Annotated in this window: 21 protein-coding genes and 1 pseudogene; 16 read left to right on the top strand and 6 right to left on the bottom strand. The window is 71.0% G+C overall.

Annotated features, from left to right (window positions below; translation table 11 throughout):
• Window positions 1–261: 261 nt before the first annotated feature.
• On the bottom strand, window positions 262–1,011 hold the full coding sequence (locus tag ABD52_RS18710; RefSeq protein WP_036343096.1) for a glycosyltransferase: 750 nt from the start codon (window positions 1,009–1,011) through the stop codon (window positions 262–264).
• Complete coding sequence (locus ABD52_RS18705) at window positions 1,008–1,799, bottom strand: GntR family transcriptional regulator (protein ID WP_030501466.1); 792 nt, start codon at window positions 1,797–1,799, stop codon at window positions 1,008–1,010. The genes ABD52_RS18710 and ABD52_RS18705 overlap by 4 nt, the downstream gene beginning before the upstream one ends.
• Window positions 1,800–1,953: 154 nt before the next feature.
• Between ABD52_RS18705 and ABD52_RS18700 the strand changes: the two genes are divergently transcribed.
• The 13 genes from ABD52_RS18700 (at window position 1,954) to ABD52_RS18640 (ending at window position 10,211) form a co-directional block, all read left to right on the top strand.
• A complete protein-coding gene (locus tag ABD52_RS18700; protein ID WP_041799353.1) occupies window positions 1,954–2,271 on the top strand; it encodes a hypothetical protein in 318 nt (105 codons plus the stop codon).
• A gap of 294 nt (window positions 2,272–2,565) precedes the next feature.
• Window positions 2,566–3,459 (top strand): hypothetical protein, encoded by an 894-nt coding sequence (locus ABD52_RS18695; protein ID WP_036343098.1) that lies wholly within the window; start codon window positions 2,566–2,568, stop codon window positions 3,457–3,459.
• Window positions 3,460–3,545: 86 nt separating this feature from the next.
• Window positions 3,546–4,418 (top strand): FtsK/SpoIIIE domain-containing protein, encoded by an 873-nt coding sequence (locus ABD52_RS18690; RefSeq protein WP_030501468.1) that lies wholly within the window; start codon window positions 3,546–3,548, stop codon window positions 4,416–4,418.
• Window positions 4,415–4,627 carry a hypothetical protein gene (locus ABD52_RS18685; protein WP_030501469.1) on the top strand — a complete coding sequence of 71 codons (213 nt, stop codon included), beginning with the start codon at window positions 4,415–4,417 and terminating at the stop codon, window positions 4,625–4,627. Before ABD52_RS18690 ends, ABD52_RS18685 begins: the two co-directional genes overlap by 4 nt.
• A gap of 84 nt (window positions 4,628–4,711) precedes the next feature.
• The gene (locus tag ABD52_RS18680) at window positions 4,712–5,149 is read left to right on the top strand and encodes a hypothetical protein (protein ID WP_030501470.1); all 438 of its coding nucleotides are present in this window, start codon (window positions 4,712–4,714) and stop codon (window positions 5,147–5,149) included.
• Window positions 5,149–5,448 carry a hypothetical protein gene (locus tag ABD52_RS18675; RefSeq protein WP_030501471.1) on the top strand — a complete coding sequence of 100 codons (300 nt, stop codon included), beginning with the start codon at window positions 5,149–5,151 and terminating at the stop codon, window positions 5,446–5,448. The genes ABD52_RS18680 and ABD52_RS18675 overlap by 1 nt, the downstream gene beginning before the upstream one ends.
• Entirely contained in the window at window positions 5,445–5,795 is a 351-nt protein-coding gene (locus tag ABD52_RS18670) for an RRQRL motif-containing zinc-binding protein (RefSeq protein WP_047892669.1), read from the top strand. Before ABD52_RS18675 ends, ABD52_RS18670 begins: the two co-directional genes overlap by 4 nt.
• On the top strand, window positions 5,792–6,088 hold the full coding sequence (locus tag ABD52_RS18665) for a hypothetical protein (protein WP_030501472.1): 297 nt from the start codon (window positions 5,792–5,794) through the stop codon (window positions 6,086–6,088). The genes ABD52_RS18670 and ABD52_RS18665 overlap by 4 nt, the downstream gene beginning before the upstream one ends.
• A complete protein-coding gene (locus ABD52_RS18660) occupies window positions 6,075–6,812 on the top strand; it encodes a hypothetical protein (RefSeq protein ID WP_030501473.1) in 738 nt (245 codons plus the stop codon). The genes ABD52_RS18665 and ABD52_RS18660 overlap by 14 nt, the downstream gene beginning before the upstream one ends.
• Window positions 6,809–7,108, top strand: a complete 300-nt coding sequence (locus ABD52_RS18655; RefSeq protein ID WP_047892668.1) for a hypothetical protein — start codon at window positions 6,809–6,811, stop codon at window positions 7,106–7,108. Before ABD52_RS18660 ends, ABD52_RS18655 begins: the two co-directional genes overlap by 4 nt.
• The gene (locus tag ABD52_RS18650; RefSeq protein ID WP_030501475.1) at window positions 7,108–8,892 is read left to right on the top strand and encodes a replication initiator; all 1,785 of its coding nucleotides are present in this window, start codon (window positions 7,108–7,110) and stop codon (window positions 8,890–8,892) included. Before ABD52_RS18655 ends, ABD52_RS18650 begins: the two co-directional genes overlap by 1 nt.
• Window positions 8,893–8,914: 22 nt before the next feature.
• Window positions 8,915–9,103 (top strand): AlpA family transcriptional regulator, encoded by a 189-nt coding sequence (locus ABD52_RS18645; RefSeq protein WP_013288478.1) that lies wholly within the window; start codon window positions 8,915–8,917, stop codon window positions 9,101–9,103.
• A gap of 1 nt (window position 9,104) precedes the next feature.
• A complete protein-coding gene (locus tag ABD52_RS18640) occupies window positions 9,105–10,211 on the top strand; it encodes a site-specific integrase (protein ID WP_047892667.1) in 1,107 nt (368 codons plus the stop codon).
• A gap of 20 nt (window positions 10,212–10,231) precedes the next feature.
• On the opposite strand, the gene ychF is transcribed toward ABD52_RS18640, so the two are convergent.
• From ychF to ABD52_RS18625, 3 genes are read right to left on the bottom strand one after another with little or no spacing between them, the layout of a single operon-like run.
• Entirely contained in the window at window positions 10,232–11,317 is a 1,086-nt protein-coding gene (ychF, locus tag ABD52_RS18635; RefSeq protein ID WP_013288480.1) for a redox-regulated ATPase YchF, read from the bottom strand.
• Between the two features lie 58 nt (window positions 11,318–11,375).
• Entirely contained in the window at window positions 11,376–12,122 is a 747-nt protein-coding gene (locus ABD52_RS18630; protein ID WP_047892666.1) for a peptidase E, read from the bottom strand.
• A 30-nt stretch (window positions 12,123–12,152) separates the two neighbouring features.
• Window positions 12,153–12,665 (bottom strand): MarR family winged helix-turn-helix transcriptional regulator, encoded by a 513-nt coding sequence (locus ABD52_RS18625; protein ID WP_013475216.1) that lies wholly within the window; start codon window positions 12,663–12,665, stop codon window positions 12,153–12,155.
• Here ABD52_RS18625 and ABD52_RS40855 point away from each other — a divergent pair.
• Window positions 12,574–13,578: pseudogene (locus tag ABD52_RS40855) on the top strand (EamA family transporter); the annotation flags it as partial. The gene ABD52_RS18625 and the pseudogene ABD52_RS40855 sit on opposite strands and share 92 nt — an antisense overlap.
• Before the next feature lie 128 nt (window positions 13,579–13,706).
• On the opposite strand, the gene ABD52_RS40850 reads toward ABD52_RS40855, so the two are convergent.
• Entirely contained in the window at window positions 13,707–14,171 is a 465-nt protein-coding gene (locus tag ABD52_RS40850; RefSeq protein WP_235437493.1) for a hypothetical protein, read from the bottom strand.
• Between the two features lie 242 nt (window positions 14,172–14,413).
• Here ABD52_RS40850 and ABD52_RS18615 point away from each other — a divergent pair, with 242 nt between their 5' ends.
• Window positions 14,414–15,865: a DNA-3-methyladenine glycosylase 2 family protein gene (locus tag ABD52_RS18615; protein WP_047892664.1), complete on the top strand. Its 1,452-nt coding sequence runs from the start codon at window positions 14,414–14,416 to the stop codon at window positions 15,863–15,865.
• The gene (locus tag ABD52_RS18610) at window positions 15,862–16,374 is read left to right on the top strand and encodes a methylated-DNA--[protein]-cysteine S-methyltransferase (protein ID WP_047892663.1); all 513 of its coding nucleotides are present in this window, start codon (window positions 15,862–15,864) and stop codon (window positions 16,372–16,374) included. The genes ABD52_RS18615 and ABD52_RS18610 overlap by 4 nt, the downstream gene beginning before the upstream one ends.
• Window positions 16,375–16,405: the final 31 nt, after the last annotated feature.

Raw genomic sequence — 16,405 nt, 5'->3', positions numbered from 1 at the left:
CGCGATACAGGCGCACAGCGCGCCGACGTAGCTCATCGGGGTACTTCTTCGGTGCTGCCACGGACGACTTCCTCCCCACGGCCATCAGACCATGATCAAGAACCTCCATGAAAGCGGGGGTGGCTCAGGGCTTGCACGAGATCGTCTAGCCGGACGTGTCACCCGTCATCCGACATCGATCCGTCACGCATCAAGTGGAGCCCGACATTGCCGGCAGCCGGCCGACCTGGCTTGACCTGGCCGAAGCCGCGGACTTCCGAATCAGGCACGTGCAGCGGGAAAGGACGACTGCAAAGCGGTAGCTCGCGACTCGATAAGCTGCATGCGGAGCTGCCACTCTTCGTTCGCGCTCCAGTCGCTTTGAGCGGTGATCTGGTCCGGATGCTTGCGGTACAACAGTCCAGGTTCCGCGACGAAGTACCCGTCGGTGACAACCGATGCGGCGATCAGCAGGCCGGTGTCTTCCCCGCCGGGCAGTGCCATCCATCCGCCGAGGGCAAGCGCGAGGTCACGCCGGATGCACAGCGTGGCTGGGTGGATCGGAAGCCGGTACTGGTTGGTCCGGAAGTACGTCAGGACGTCGCCCTGGTGGAGAGTGCCGCCCGGCGGGTCGGCGTGCTGCCACCCGATGGTTGACCCGTCCGGCATGAGGTCAAGCACGCTGCATGTGGTCCAGCCGACCTCCGGTCTGCTGGCGAGTATCTCGATCTCGCGAGCGAGGGCGCCCGGTGTCAGTTGGTCGTCTGCGTCCAAGACTCTCAACAGGTCCCCGCCACTGCGGGCCATGGCCATGTTGCGGGCGGTCCCTGGGCCGCCTGGCTTGCCGGTCGCGCCCATGACGCGTGGGTCGTTGGGCAAGGCGGCCTCCACCTTGCCGGTGCGCCCATCCTCCTGGACTAGCCACTCCCAGGCCCATCCGTCTGGCAGCTCCTGAGATCGCAGGGATTCGTAAGCGTCTGCCAGGTAGGGAATGCTCGGGGCGTGTACCGGAGTGATGACGGAGATCTTCACTCGGACCACCGCGCAAGCTTCGTGGTGTAGACGAACTCCGTCCGATCGCCGGGAAGTACGACGTTTGACACCTCAACGACGCAGTCTTTGGTGTCCACGGAGATCTTGCGGAGGACGAGCACCGACACACCGGGTGGCAGTTTCAGGGCTTCTGCTTCGTCTGCCGACGGTGGCCGTGCGGTGATCTCGTCAACGATTCGGTCTAGCTCGATGCCGATGGTGAAGAGCTGGTTCTGGGTTCCGCCGGGCCATGGTTCGTTGTGGTCGTCCAGCAGTGCCGGGTTCTCGGCCACTACGTCGTAGACCATGTAGGACGTGTTGAGGCTGAGTGGCACCTTCTCCTTGCGCGAGCTGGTGCGGTAGATGCGTTCAAGCATCTTGGCTCCGATGGGAACGCTGAACAGGCGGGCCAGGTCGGCGCTTGCGGGAACGGTCCGATACTGCGCCGAGAATTCAAGATCTTGCATGGTCAGACCGGTGTCGCGCTCAGTCGCGCCGGTACGGCGTCGCTGAGACTCAGGCAGTCGGGCTCGGTCCTTCTCCCACTGGTACCGCTCGGGAGACCGCCGCACTCGCTGCCGGGGTGCGCGCACGAAGGTGCCTCGACCGTGGCGACGGTCGACGAGACCTTCTGCTTCGAGCGCGTCGAGCGCTTGTCGAACGACGGGCAAGCTGACTTCGTAGTCGGCCTTCAACGTCTGCTCATTCGGCAGCTTCGTGTCGGGCTTGAGTTCTCCCGAATGGATCTTTTCCCGCCAGTCTGCGGCGATCCGCTCCCATTTGGCCATGTCTTCACGCTCCTTCGCGGCAGCTTCCAGTTTAGGTCTTCATGAAGTCTTGACGCGATCAGACGGCCGTCGTACGTTGTCTGCACGTCTTCATGAAGACATGAAGACAGCGGAGTGCACCGACGAGCGGTGCCCCAGTAGACAGGAGACGGCCTTGAAGCTGTACGTGGACACCACGAGCAAGCAGGTGACGGCGTCGAAGGACCCGGAGCCGAAGAACGACCAGAACGGCAACCAGAAGTCCGAGAAGAACACGGGCCGGCCCATGTGGTCCACCCAGGTCTTCGTGCTCGACGAGACGGGCGGGGAGGTCATCACCATCACGACGGCGGGTGAGAAGCCGAACGTGAAGGTGGGCGACTTCCTGGCGGTCGAGCAGTTGGAGGCCATTCCGTGGGCGACCAACGGGCGTAACGGCGTCGCGTTCCGGGCGGTGTCGCTGAAGCCGAAGACTGGTTCTCCGGCCAAGTAGGTCTCTTCGCACGTCGTGCTGTGTGAGCCACAGGTGTCCGTGGCTTGCGAAGCGGCCTGATGGTCCGCTGATCCAACCCCATGCGGTTCCGGGAGTGTTCCTGACTCCTACGTTCCCGGTCCGGTCGTCACGACAGGTGGCGGCAAGAAGGAAATTGGCCCGGGGTCGGTACTGACTCCTACATCTGCCGACCCCGGTGCCGTCAACTCATCCGATCCCAACTGGCACTTGGGAGGACTCGTCGTGTCCAAGTCTAGCCCTCGCCGTTCCTTCGGCGGGAAGTCAACCGGAACGGTGACGGTCATTGAGGCCAGGGTTCACCGTTCCTCGGCCCGTAACGCCCGGCTGGCGTTCGTTCTGTCGGCGGTCATCGTCGGTCTTCTGTCGGCTGTGGTGGCCGCGTCGTACATGCACCCGATCCTGGCTCTGTTCCTCGGCGCGCTCGTCGGCGTGCCGGTCGGTGGGATCGCGTGGGTGCTGGTGCGGATCTGGCCGGTGCTGCGGCTGCTGTGGTGGTGGGCGATCGAGATCGTGCTCGCGGTCGGTCTGCTCACCTTCTGGGTGCAGCTCGCTGACCACACCCCGGCCGTGGTGACGCTGCTCGTGGTCGCCCTGGTCGTCGGTGTCCCGGCCGCCGTGCCGGTCTGCCGTCGCCAGGTGATCGCCTGGGCGTGGTGTCTCGTGGTGAGGCATCGGCTGCGGGTGTGTTTCTCGCAGTTCATCATCGCCAACCAGTCCGGTTCTCTGCCGCTGATCCTGTGGGCTCGTCCCACGCCGGTCGGTGAGCGGGTCTGGGTGTACCTGCGTCCTGGCCTGTCGGCCAAGGACCTGGAAGGCCGCCTCGACAAGATCGCCGTGACCTGTCACGCCTCCACCGTGCTCATCGAGCGCGCCTCGGAGCGGACCGCCGCGTATCTGCGGTTCGACATCAAGCGCCGTGAGGTGCTGACCGCCACTGTGGGTTCGCCGCTGGTCGACGTGATCGACCCGGACGCCCCGACGGTCGAGCAGGCACCGCTGACGGTGCCGACCGCCCTGGACCTGCCGGACGTCGACGTCCCGACGATCACCCTCCCGGCGCAGGGCAAACCCGCCGGCAAGAAGCCGGCCACCACCACGACGGCCAACGGCAGCAAGCCCGCGGCTTCGTCCTCGACGCCCGAGGACGACGTTTCCGACTGGATCTGACCCCCAATTTCACCTGGGACGCGAGGAGCCCTGCGGGCTCGTTCGTGTGGTTCCTCGCGTCCACCAAACGCCCAAGGAGGGCACCGATGACCGCGATTCCCGCCCCCGCTGCTGCGGTGCCGGTGGGTCCTGGCCTGTCGATGTTCGACCCGATCTTCATCGGGATCGACGAGTTCGGCCAGCCCGTCTACATCACCCTCGCCTACCGCAACCTTCTCGCCGGTGGTGAGCCCGGCGGCGGAAAGTCCGGGCTGCTCAACTGCATCGCGGCCCACGCCGCCCTCAGCGTCGATTCCCGGCTCGTGCTGCTCGACGGCAAGCTCGTTGAGCTGGGCCAGTGGGAAGACTCCGCTGATGCGTTCATCGGTCCGGACATCACCGAGGCCCTGACCGTCCTCAAGCGGCTGCAACTGGTGATGAACAACCGCTACGCCTGGCTGCGCGCCCACGGGCGCCGCAAGGTGACCGCCGACGACGGCCTGTCGGTCATCACCGTCCTGGTCGACGAGATCGCCTTCTACTCCGCCACCGTCGGCAGCAAGCAGGAGCAGGAGGAGTTCGTCGCTCTCCTGCGTGACCTGGTCGCCCGGGGCCGGGCCGCCGGTATCCCGGTCGTGGCCGCGACTCAGCGGCCGTCGTTCGACATCATCCCCACCAGCCTGCGGGACCTGTTCGGCTACCGCGCCGCGTTCCGCTGCACCACCCCCAACAGCTCAAACATCGTCCTCGGCCACGGCTGGGCCGAGCAGGGCTACACGGCCACCGACATCGCCCCCACCAACCAGGGCGCGGCCTACCTGATCGCCGAAGGCGGCGTTCCTCGCCGCATCAAGGTCGCCTACCTGACCGATGCCCAGATCGCGGGCATCGCGGACTACGCCGCCTGGATCCGCCGGCCACGCCGGTTACCGGAGCAGGTTCCGGACCTCACCCGCGTCGACTTCGGGGTGGCGGCATGACCACCCGGGAACGCACCTACGCCCGCGCCAACAGCCAGCGGGCCGCGCAGTACACGGAACTGTGGATCGTCGGCCGTCCCGAGGACATCACCGCCATGGTCCAGGTCGCCTCGGCCAGCGGCCGACTCGTCTACCTGTCCGCCCCGCGATCGATGGGCGGCGACGACACCCGCCAGCGCCGCTACTTGCGGCTGCGCACCACCCGATAAGCGGCCGACAGGACCAGGACATCGCCTGGCAGCAGTGCTGGTCCTGCCGACCTCCACCAACAGCCCCGAAAGGACGTGGCTGCCATGAAGGCTACCCAAAACCCTGCCACCGGAGTCCGGGTCACACCCGCTGACCTGCTCCGGTGCGCTGCCCTCTACCTGCGCCGGCACGGCTGGCACCAGGGCACCTACTACGCCCCCACCACTGACACCCTCACCCCGCCGGCCTGCGCCGCCGGGGCTATCGGCATCGCCACCGCCGGACACCGCGTCGAGCACTTCGCCCAGCTCGACCCGAGCGCGCTCGCCGACTACCTCGCGGCCATGGCCGCGTTCGTCGACTACCTCGACGACCACGCCCCGGTCTTCCACATCGACGAGGACGGCTACCTGCTCGACGAGCACACCTCTCCCTACTCCTGGAACGACGACCCCGCCCGCACCGCCGAGCAGGTCATCACCGCCCTCGACGCGGCTGCCGACGAGTGGGACCGCCTCCACAACCAGGGAGGCGAGAACTGATGTTCACCGTCAAGGCGTCCTTGACGCGCGCCCCCTCTCGCCGCAAGCGGCGTGAAGTCGTCGAGAACGACGCGTTCGCCGCGTTCGCTCGCCGCATCATCCGCGCCCACGGCCGCCGCGTCGCCGCCGGTGACGTGGAAGCCCTCCGCGACCTCGTCGCACTGTCGGCCAACCTCGACGACGCCATCGGCGAAGCCGTCGTCGGCCTGCGCGCCTTCGGCTACTCCTGGGCCGAAATCGGCCAGCGCCTCGGCATCTCCAAGCAGGCCGCCCAGCAGCGCTGGGGAGGTCAGTCATGACCGTCTATACCTACGACCCGGCCAACCCCGCCGACGAATTCCCCACCTACCCCTACCGGCTCGCCCCCGACGGCCTGGCCACCCGCCGCCAGCTCCGCGCCGCCGGACTCCGCCCGGGCGGGCATCACGCGGTCGCGCAAATCCTGTGGCGTCGCGGTAAGCGCGTCGCCTACCTCTACCGCCTCGACCTCGCCGCGCCCAAACGGGTCGCGACTCCGGCCCAGCGGGCCGCTATCGCCAAAGCCCTGCGGGCTCGCCGCACCTGCCGCCACTGCGGCCAGACCAAGCCCTACTACATCCCCCGCCGCTACGGCTGCTGCCTCGACTGCCACGGAGGCGACCGATGACCTTCAACCTGTCCGACCCGTGCCTGTGGTGCATCGAGGGCAACTCGCCCGCTGGCGTCCACGACGTCCTCGGCCCGGTCTACACGCCCTGCCCCGTCTGCCTCGGCCGCTGCGCCCTCTGCGAAGGCGACGGCCTCTTCCCCGCCGACTTCACCTGCCTGCCCTGCTTCCGCAACCAGCTCGCCGCCCAGGGCCTGGCCCCGATCATGTGCGCCCACTGCTCCGGTGTGGTCGACCTCATCCCCCTCGACAGCATCCCGGCACCGGAGGTGACCCCCCATGCCCACCACTAACCCGCCCGCTGCCTGGCCCGCCCGCCTGGAAGGCGGCGTCCTGGTCCTCATCGTCATCTTCGTCGGCCTCGCCGCTGGGGCGGCTTCCTTCACCCACGTCCACGACTGGACCATGGCCAACAGCCCGGAAGGCACTTCCGGCTGGTTCGGCTGGGCCAACGCCGTCATCTCCGAACTCGTCCCGGTCGCCTGCCTGCTCGTCATCCGCCGTCGTAAGCGCCACGGCGGCCCGATCGGCTACCCGCTGGTCCTCCTGATCGCCTTCGCCGGCTTCTCCCTCGCCGCACAGCTCGGCGTCGCCGTCGGCCAAGTTGGCCCCTCCGGCTGGCTCCTGTCCGCCGTCCCCGCTCTGGCTTTCATGGCCCTGGTCAAACTCGTCCTCGCCCCGGTCAAAACCACCACCGACCACACCGACACCACCGAGGCTGCCGACCAGCTCGTGGACGAGCCGCCGACCATCGGCACCCCGCCGGCCGCCCCGGCCGTCGTCGAGGCACCCGTCAACCCGGTGCCGATCACCCGACCCGAGGTGCCCGCGCACCTCATCCCCACCGCCCGCTTCGTCATCGGCCGCCACGAACAGAGCACCGGCCGTCCCATCACCATCGACGAACTGGCCGACCTGCTGTCGGTCACCCCGGACATCGCCCGGGAACTGCTGCACACCCTCGGCGGCCACACCACGCCCGTCAACGGCACCCCCGTGGCCGGTGGTGCCCGATGACCATTCACGTCGTCGACATCGAGCAGGTCACCCACACCTGCCCGGCCTACCCGGACGAGCCGCACCCCTACGACACCCGACGCACGGTCATCCACGTCATCCCCGGCGGCCCCTGCCGGACCCCGGTCACCATCCGCTGCGGCCAGGTGACCACCACCATTGCGTGCCACCGGCACGAACCGGCCGACCGCCAGTGCGGCGCCTGCCGGACCATCGTCACCACCCGACGCATCACCGAGGTCTTCATGGGCCACCACGGCCCCGACCACACCCGGCCCCACGAGGTGGCCGCCTGATGGCGTCGACGCTGGACCTCACACCCCGGACGCTCGTGGCCCGGGGTGTGGGCTCGAACGCCGACACCACCACCCCCGTCTACGCCTACACCGCCGCCGGGTCCGCCTTCCAACGCGCCACCCGACCCGACTACTTCGGCTGGCTCGACCACGTCCGCGCCGCCGCCGGCTGCACCCGACCCATCCGCCTCGCCGGCAGCCTCTACACCGTCGAACCTGGCACCGGCCGCATCCTCGACCAGCGGCACACCGACGCCATGCCCGACGCCGCCATCTACAAGGCGTGCGGCAACCGCCGCGCCACGGTCTGCCCCACCTGCGCGCAGACCTACCAGCGGGATGCCTTCCAACTCCTGCGCGCCGGCCTGGTCGGCGGCAAAGGCGTCCCCGAATCGGTGGCATCACATCCGGCGGTGTTCGCCACCTTCACCGCGCCGTCGTTCGGCACCGTCCACGCCCGGAAGGTGAAGCGGCACACCTGCCGCAACCGACGCCGCTGCGACTGCCGCGCCGAACCCTGCCACGCCCGGCGCGACACCGGACTTTGCCCCCACGGCCGACCCGCCGTCTGCTGGGCGAGGCACGAGACCGGTGACGCGGTGCTTGGGCATCCGTTGTGCCTGGACTGCTACGACCACGACCACCAGGTCGTCTGGAACATCTTCGCCGGTGAACTCTGGCACCGCACGAAGCAAGCCGCGGAACGCTGGCTGGCGAAACTCGCCCAACGCCGCGGCATCCCTCGGGTCGAGGTGGTCACCGCCTCCGGCAAGACGCGCAAGGTCGCCCCGGTGAGGCTGTCGCCCGGGAAGGTCGCCGAACTGCAAGCACGGGGAGCGGTGCACTTCCACGCCATTGCCCGCCTCGACGGCGTCGACGGCCTGGACCCCGACAACGTCGTGCCCCCGCCGGCCGGGTTCACCGTCGACGACCTTGTAGACGCGCTGCGCCACGCCGCCCGGCAGATCGCCTTCCACACCCCGCCTCACCCTGACCGGCCCGACGGCTGGCCGATTGCCTGGGGCGAACAGCTAGACCTGGAACCAATCGCCACCGACGGCACCGGAGAGGTCACGGACAGCCTCGTCGCCGGATACCTTGCCAAGTACGCCACCAAGAGCACCGAGGCCACGGGGCACACCTCCACCCGCCTGACCGCCGACACCATCGGCGACTTCGCCGACCCCGACGGCGACCACACCGCCCGCCTCATCGACGCCTGCTGGCGCATTGGCCGACCCACCAACGCCCCGGCCCCACTGTCCGGACGGCCACGGGAACGCCGTCCACGTCCCGGTTTCATCGAGCGCTGGGAGTGCCCCGACTGCGGCACCCACACTCGCTACCGGGCCTGCCCCGTCTGCGTCGCCCAGCGTCAAGCTGCCCTTGACGCTGAACCGTCAAAACCGGCCAGCGGCAACCCGTACACCCGCCTACGGCGGTGGGCGCACATGCTCGGCTACGGCGGCCACTTCCTCACCAAAGCCCGCCGCTACTCCGTCACCTTCCAACTCCTACGCGACACCCGCGTCCAGTACCGGCGCCACGAGCACCAGGACCACGAACACCCCGCCGCCAGCGGCCCACCCATCGAGCAGGTCGACGAGGACACCACGCTCATCGTCGGCAGTCTCACCTTCGCCGGAGTCGGCTGGCACACCTCAGGTGATGCCCTGCTCGCCAACACCGCCGCCGCCCTCGCCCGCGAGCGACGAACCACCGGCCGCGAAGAACTCGCCCACGAACTCGGCACCACCCCGGCCGGTATCGCGTCGGCCGCATAGCTGACGACAGGAGGAGACAGCATTGGCAACCCGTGAAGCAGCGACCGAACTGTGGTCGATCGAGGAGGTGTCGGCGTTCCTGCGGGTGCCTGTCGGCACGCTTTACCAGTGGCGCTACCGGCGCACCGGTCCCCGGGCGTTCAAGGTCGGCCGACACCTGCGCTACGACCCGGCCGACGTGCGGTCCTGGCTGTCGGGGCAGGCGGCCTGACATGGGCAGCGTGGAGAAGCGGACACGTGACGGCAAGGTCACCTACCTGGCCCGGTGGCGCGACGACGCCCGCCGCCAGCGCAAGCGCTCCTTCACGCGCAAGGCCGACGCCGATCGCTTCCTCGCCCAGGTCGAAGCCGACATCGTGCGCGGGCAGTACGTCGACCCGTCCGACAAGACAACCGTCGTCGAGTACGCCCGCCGCTGGGCTGCCGGCCGCGCTCACCGTCCTACCACCGCCCGCCGTGTCTCCAGCCTGATCGAGACACACATTGCCGCGACTCCGCTCGGCTCCCGCCGCCTGGCGGCCGTCGTGCCCTCCGAGGTGCAGGCGTGGGCGGCAGACCGTGGCAAGGTGCTGTCGCCGTCAACGCTGCGCAACCTCGTCGGGCTGCTCCGCTCGGTCTACGCGGCGGCCGTGCTGGATCGGCTCGTCGGCCGCTCGCCCGTGGTCCGGGTCAGCCTGCCGTCAGCCCACCGCGAGCGCGTCGTGCCGCTCACCGTTGACCAGGTTCGCGCGCTCGCTGACGCGATCCCCGCCCGCAACCGCGCCATGGTCCTCACCCAGGCCGGGTTGGGCTTGCGCCTCGGCGAGCTGCTCGCGCTGCGGGTGCAGGATGTCGACTTCGCCGCACGCCTGGTGCGGATTGAGTGGCAGTTCGCGCCCCAGTCCAAGGTGCGGACGGTCCCCAAGACACCGCGCTCGCGCCGGATCGTGCCGCTGCCCCAGGTCGTCGCCGACGCGCTGCGGGCGCACATGGCGCAGTTCCCGCCGGCTGATGACGGCACCCTGTTCACGACCCGCTTCGTCGGCCCCTACCGGCACGACTACTACGGCACGATCATCTTCGGCGCGGCCGTGCGGAAAGCGGGCCTGCCGGAGAGCATCACGACCCACGACCTGCGCCACCACTACGCCTCTGTCCTGCTGATGCAGGGCGAGTCGGTCATCACCGTGGCCGAGAGGCTGGGGCACGAGAACGCGACGTTGGTCCTGTCGACGTACGGTCACCTGATGCCGGACTCGGAGGAGCGCACCCGCCGGGCGGTCGACGAAGCGTGGGGTTGTGCCCCAGGTGTGCCCCAGGGCGAGGCACCAACACTCTGACCTGCGGGAACAGGCCGGATTCAGACGTTGAAGCGGAACTCCACCACGTCGCCGTCCTGCATGACGTACTCCTTGCCCTCGATCCGGACCTTGCCGGCGGCCTTGGCCGCCGCCATCGATCCGGCCTCGACCAGGTCGTTGTAGGAGACCACCTCGGCCTTGATGAAGCCGCGCTGGAAGTCGCTGTGGATCACCCCGGCGGCCTCCGGCGCGGTCGCGCCGACCGGGACGGTCCAGGCCCGCGCCTCCTTGGGGCCGGCCGTCAGGTACGTCTGGAGCCCGAGCGTCCGGAAGCCCACCCGGACGAGCTGGTTCAGGCCGGGCTCGGACTGCCCGATCGACTCCAGCAGCTCGCGGGCCTCGTCCTCGGGCAGGTCCACCAGCTCGGACTCGATCTTGGCGTCCATGAAGATCGCTTCGGCGGGGGCGACCAGGCCGCGCAGCTCGTCGAGGAACTCGTCGTTGCCCAGCTCGGCCTCGTCGACGTTGAAGACGTAGAGGAACGGCTTGGTGGTGAGCAGATGCAGCTCACGCAGGTGTTCCAGCTCGACCTTCGCGGCGGCGGCGCCCGCGTACAGGGTCACGCCGTTGTCGAGGACCTCGACCGCCTTCTTCGCTGCCTCGACCGCGGCGGCCCGGTCCTTGCGGAGCTTGGCCTCCTTCTCCAGCCGGGGAAGCGCCTTCTCCAGCGTCTGGATGTCGGCCAGGATCAGCTCGGTGTTGATCGTCTCGATGTCGTCGGCCGGGGAGACCTTGCCGTCGACGTGCACCACGTTCGGGTCGGAGAAGGCGCGCACCACCTGGCAGATCGCCGAGGCGTCCCGGATGTTGGCGAGGAACGCGTTGCCCCGGCCCTGCCCCTTGGAGGCACCCCGGACCAGGCCGGCGATGTCGACGAACGAGACCGGCGCCGGCAGCACCTTCTGCGAGGAGAAGATCTCGGCCAGCTTGGCCAGCCGCTCGTCGGGCAGCCCGACCACGCCGACGTTCGGCTCGATGGTGGCGAACGGGTAGTTCGCGGCGAGCACGTCGTTCTTGGTCAGCGCGTTGAACAGGGTGCTCTTGCCCACGTTGGGCAGGCCGACGATGCCGATGGTGAGACTCACGACGAACCAGCTTACGCGCTTCGCCGGCCGCGCCGGGCAGGCAGGTCCGCGAAGCCTGTCACTCCGGCTCGGCGGACAGCAGGCGCGGCTCGATCCGGGTCTCCCGGGCGGTGCCGTCCTCGGCGCGGACCAGCTCGTACGCGGCCACGCCGGGACGGTCCGCCACCGCCTCGGCCAGCCGGGTGCCCCGGTAGATCAGCCCCACGCCGTCGTCGGTGCAGTGGCTCGCCGGCAGCGTGCCGTCGGCGACCAGCCGGTGCATCAGCGGGCGGCGCTGCTCCTCGCTGTCGTAGTGCACGCCGTTGCCGTACGGGAGCCAGCCCAGCTCTTCGGTGAAGGGCCGCAGCGTCGGACCGTAGCTGTCGGTGGCGCCGCCGGTGTGCCAGCAGATCGAACCGGCGGAGACCCCGCCGAGCACCACTCCGGCCTGCCAGCACTCGTGCAGGATCTCCGGCAGGCCGTGCACCCGCCAGACCGCGCAGAGGTTCGCCACGCTGCCGCCGCCGACCCAGATGACGTCCTGCGCGAGCAGGTGCGCCCGGATGTCCTCGACGTTGGGCATCGGATAGAGCGCCAGGTGGGAGGCGCGGAACCGGGTGCCGGCGAAGGCGCCGTAGAAGACGGTGAACCCGGTCGGCTGGTCGCCGGTGGCCTGGCCGAGGTAGCAGACGCGGGGCGCGTCACCGGCCCCGGCAAGTTCGGCCATCAGGTCGAACAGGGCGCTGGGCCGCGCGTCCCAGGGGCCACGGCGACGGCTGGCGAAACCCATGCTGGTGGCGACGATCGTCGGTTCGGTGGCGGGCATGGGCGTCCTTCCGGGCGGTGACGGTGCCGATCATTGTGCCGGATCCGCCGGCCCGGCCTCGGCCGCCGCGAGCAACGCGCGCAGCAGGTCGGCCAGCCGGTCCTGGTCGGCGGGCGGAAGCGCGTCGAGGATCCGCCGCTGCACCGCGAGCCCGGCCTCGGCCGACTCCTCCACCACCCGGCGGCCGGTGTCGGTGAGCGTGACCCGCAGCGCCCGCCGGTCGGCCGGGTCCGGGGAGCGCCGCACCAGGCCCGCGCGTTCGAGGCGATCGAGCCGCCCGGTCATGCCGCCGGAGGTGAGCATCAGCGAGGCGGCGAGCGCCTTCGGCGCCAGCGTGTACGGCGAGCCGGAGCGCCGCAGCGCGGCCAGCACGTCGAACTCGCCCCGGCCGATGCCCCAGCCCGCATACACCTTCTCCTGGCCGTCGCCGACCAGCCGGGCCAGCCGGTAGATGCGGCCGAACACGGCCATCGGCTCGGGCCGCATACCTGGTCGTTCCCGCCGCCACTGCTCGACGATCGCGTCCACCTCGTCGCCTGTCACGGCTGCCGATTGTGCCGCACGTCCCACTTCCCCTTTTCGCTCGGGGCTGATTAGCTTAGTGCTAAGATACTTAGAGCCGAGAGAGGCCGACATGAACCGCCGCTGGACCGACGTCGCGCTCACCGCCGCCGCCCCGATCACCTGGGGGACCACCTACCTGGTCACCGCCGAACTCCTTCCCCCGGACCGGCCGCTCTGGGCCGGGGCGATCCGCGCCCTCCCGGCCGGTCTGCTGCTGCTCGCCCTGACCCGCCGACGACCACACGGTCTCTGGTGGGGGCGAGCCGCCGTGCTCGGCGCGCTGAACATCGGGGTGTTCTTCCCACTGCTGTTCCTCGCCGCGTACCGGCTGCCCGGCGGCACCGCCGCCGTCCTCGGCGCCGCGCAGCCACTGCTGGTGGCGGTGCTGACAGTCGCGCTGCTCCGTGACCGCCCCACCCGGCCGGCGCTGGTCGCCGCCGCGGTCGCCCCGCTCGGCGTCGCCCTCGTGGTGCTGCGCCCAGGTGCCAGCCTCGACCCGCTCGGCGTCACCGCCGGACTGGCCGGCGCCGTGGCGATGGCCGCCGGACTTGTGCTCACCCGCCGCTGGGGCCGGCCGCCCGGAACGGGCGTCCTCGCCGCGACGAGCTGGCAGCTCGTCGCCGGTGGCCTGATGATCGTGCCGGTCGCCGCCGCCGTCGAGGGCGCGCCGCCCGTGCCCGACGGGCCGGCCCTTCTCGGGTACGCGTGGCTCGGGCTGGCCGGCACCGCGCTGGCGTACGTGCTGTGGTTCCGGGGCGCGGCGCGACTGCCGGTGTCCCGCGTGTCGGTGCTCGGCGCGCTGAGCCCGCTCACCGCGGCGGCACTCGGCTGGGTGGTGCTCGGTGAGGCGCTGGACCCGGTCCAGCTCACCGGTTTCGCGGTGGCCGTGGCGGCGATGGTGCTCGCGCAGATGCCCGGTCGATCGCCGCGCCCGCAGCCGGGCGGCGGCGCGGACAGCCCGACAACGACGCCGGCCGACCTTCGGGCAGGCGGCGGGACGGCGGCGCGGTGGCGGCGCGGTCAGCCGGCCCGCAGCCGACGCCAGTCTTCCGGCCACGCCTCGGCGGTGACGCCCTCGGGCAGCACACCGGCCGGTAGCTGCGCCGCGGCCGCGAGCGGCAGCGTGAACCGGTGCGCGGCGGCGGGACCGGCCGCGTACGACCGGTCGAGCAGCCACCGCACCTCGTCGGCGGTCCAGCCCAGGCCGGAGCGGGCGGCGATCTCGCGGACCAGCCGCAGGCCGACCCGGGTGTCGTCGTCGTAGAAGCGCATGCACCAGTGGTGCGCCCACATGCCGAGCGCGCGCAGCCCGTCCGGGTCGAGGGAGCCGGCCAGCCGCCCGCAGGCGGTGTCCGCGAAGGGGCGACCGGGGTCACCGGCCCGGTCGCGCTCGATCGCGCCGTACGCGGCCGGCGCCACCACCCGCATCCGCTCGTAGAAGCCCTCCACCACCGCGGCGTCCAACGGTGCTCGCCCCGATCGCATCAGCGGACACCCCGCCCGGCCACGCTCGCCATGCCCCGCACCTCTTCTTGAGTTGGTGGCGGGACGCTACCGACCACTTACGACACTTTCCCGGGTCCGCCGGTCATGATCCACGCCACCTCGGCGGAGTGGCGGTGTCCCGGGGCTCGGGATGCCGCCACTTCCCCGAGCGGGCGCGACTGCCGCACATCATGTCTGAATCCCGCCAGCCGAGCGTCGGAGCTGCGAGGCAGGATCGTGGCATGGAACTGGACTTCGAGCGGTGCTACCGAGCCGTCGACAGCCGCGACCCGCGGTTCGACGGCTGGTTCTACACCGGCGTGACGTCGACCGGGATCTACTGCCGGCCGTCCTGTCCGGCGATGACGCCGAAGCGGCAGAACGTCCGGTTCTTCCCGTCCGCCGCCGCCGCGCAGGGGGCCGGGCTGCGGGCGTGCCGCCGGTGCCGGCCGGACGCGGCACCGGGCTCGCCCCAGTGGGACGTCCGGGCCGACCTGGTCGGTCGCGCCATGCGGCTGATCGCCGACGGCGTGGTGGACCGGGACGGGGTGCCCGGGCTGGCCACCCGGCTGGGCTACACCGAGCGGCACCTGCACCGGATGCTCCGGGCCGAGCTGGGCGCCGGCCCGCTGGCGCTGGCCCGGGCCCAGCGCGCACAGACCGCCCGGATCCTGATCGAGACCACCGGCCTCGGCCTGGCCGAGGTGGCCTTCGCCGCCGGGTTCGGCAGCGTCCGGCAGTTCAACGACACGGTCCGCGAGGTCTACGGCGGCACGCCGTCCGAGCTGCGGGCCGGCCGACGTGGCCCGGCGGCGACCACCGGGGCGGGCACGCTCTCGCTACGGCTGGCGTACCGGCCCCCGCTGCACGCGGGCGCGCTGCTGGACTTTCTCGCGCTGCGCGCGCTACCCGGCGTCGAGGTGGTCCGCGACGGCACCTACCACCGAGGGCTGCGACTGCCGCACGGTCCCGCCACGGTGGCGCTGGCCCCTGCCGACGGCCACATCGACGCGACGCTGCGGCTGGCCGACATGCGTGACCTGGCCCCCGCGGTGGCCCGCTGCCGCCGCCTGCTCGACCTGGACGCCGACCCGGTAGCGGTGGACGCCACACTGGCCGCCAACCCGGCGCTGGCCCCGGCCGTCGCGGCCGAGCCCGGCGTCCGGCTGCCGCACGCGGTCGACGGTTTCGAGCTGGCCGTCCGCGCCGTCGCCACCCAGCAGGTCTCGCTGGCCTCGGCGCGGACCACGCTCACCCGCCTGCTCTCCGCCACCCGGGCAGCGAGCGGGGCGGCTGCCGACGACCCGGCGGACGGCCTGGTGGCGTTCCCCGGTCCGGCGGAGGTGCTCGCGGCGCCGGACACGGCGTTCCGGATGCCGGCGGCCCGCCGGGAGACGCTCCGTGCGCTGGCCCGCGCGGTCGCCGACGGCGAACTCGACCTGGAACCCGGAGGCGACCGGGAGGAGACGGTCCGGCTCCTGGCCGCGGTGCCCGGTATCGGCCCGTGGACCACCGGCTACCTGGCCATGCGCGCACTCGGCGACCCGGATGTCGCGCTCACCACCGACCTGGGCGTACGCCGTGGCGCAGCGGCGCTCGGCCTGTCCGACGACCCGAAGACCCTGTCCGCGTACGCCGACCGCTGGCGCCCCTGGCGGTCGTACGCGACCATCCGACTCTGGAGAGCAGCATGAGCACTGTGGACAGCACCGTCATCGACACCCCCGCCGGCCCGTTGAGCGTGCTCGCCGGCCCGACCGGGGCGGTACGCGCGGCGGGCTTCACCGCCGACCCGGCGGACCTGCTGCCGTTGATCCACCCGAGCCTGCGCGGCGAGCTGCGGGAACGGGCCGACCTCGGTCCGGTGACCGCCGCCGTGCGGGCCTACCTGGACGGTGAACTCACCGCGATCGACGCGGTAGCGGTGGAGCAGCACACCGGCGGCGCATTCCTGACGCACGCCTGGCAGGTGCTGCGCGACGTGAAGCCCGGCGACCCGGTCACCTACACCGGCTTCGCCGCGCTGGCCGGGCGACCGGCGGCGATCCGGGCCGCCGCGGCGGCCTGCGCGCGCAACGCCGCCGCGTTGTTCGTGCCCTGCCACCGGGTGCTGCGCACCGACGGCTCGCTCGGCGGATACCGCTGGGGCCTGGACGTGAAGAAGTGGCTTCTCGGGCATGAGGGACGGGTGACGGCTAGCTGACAGCCGGACTGTCACCCCCGGCGGCTACCGT

Source organism: Micromonospora sp. RV43 (assembly GCF_001029515.1).
Lineage (GTDB): Bacteria > Actinomycetota > Actinomycetes > Mycobacteriales > Micromonosporaceae > Micromonospora > Micromonospora aurantiaca.
Note: the sequence above shows the minus strand (reverse complement) of the source record. Positions and strands in the feature narration are given on the sequence as shown.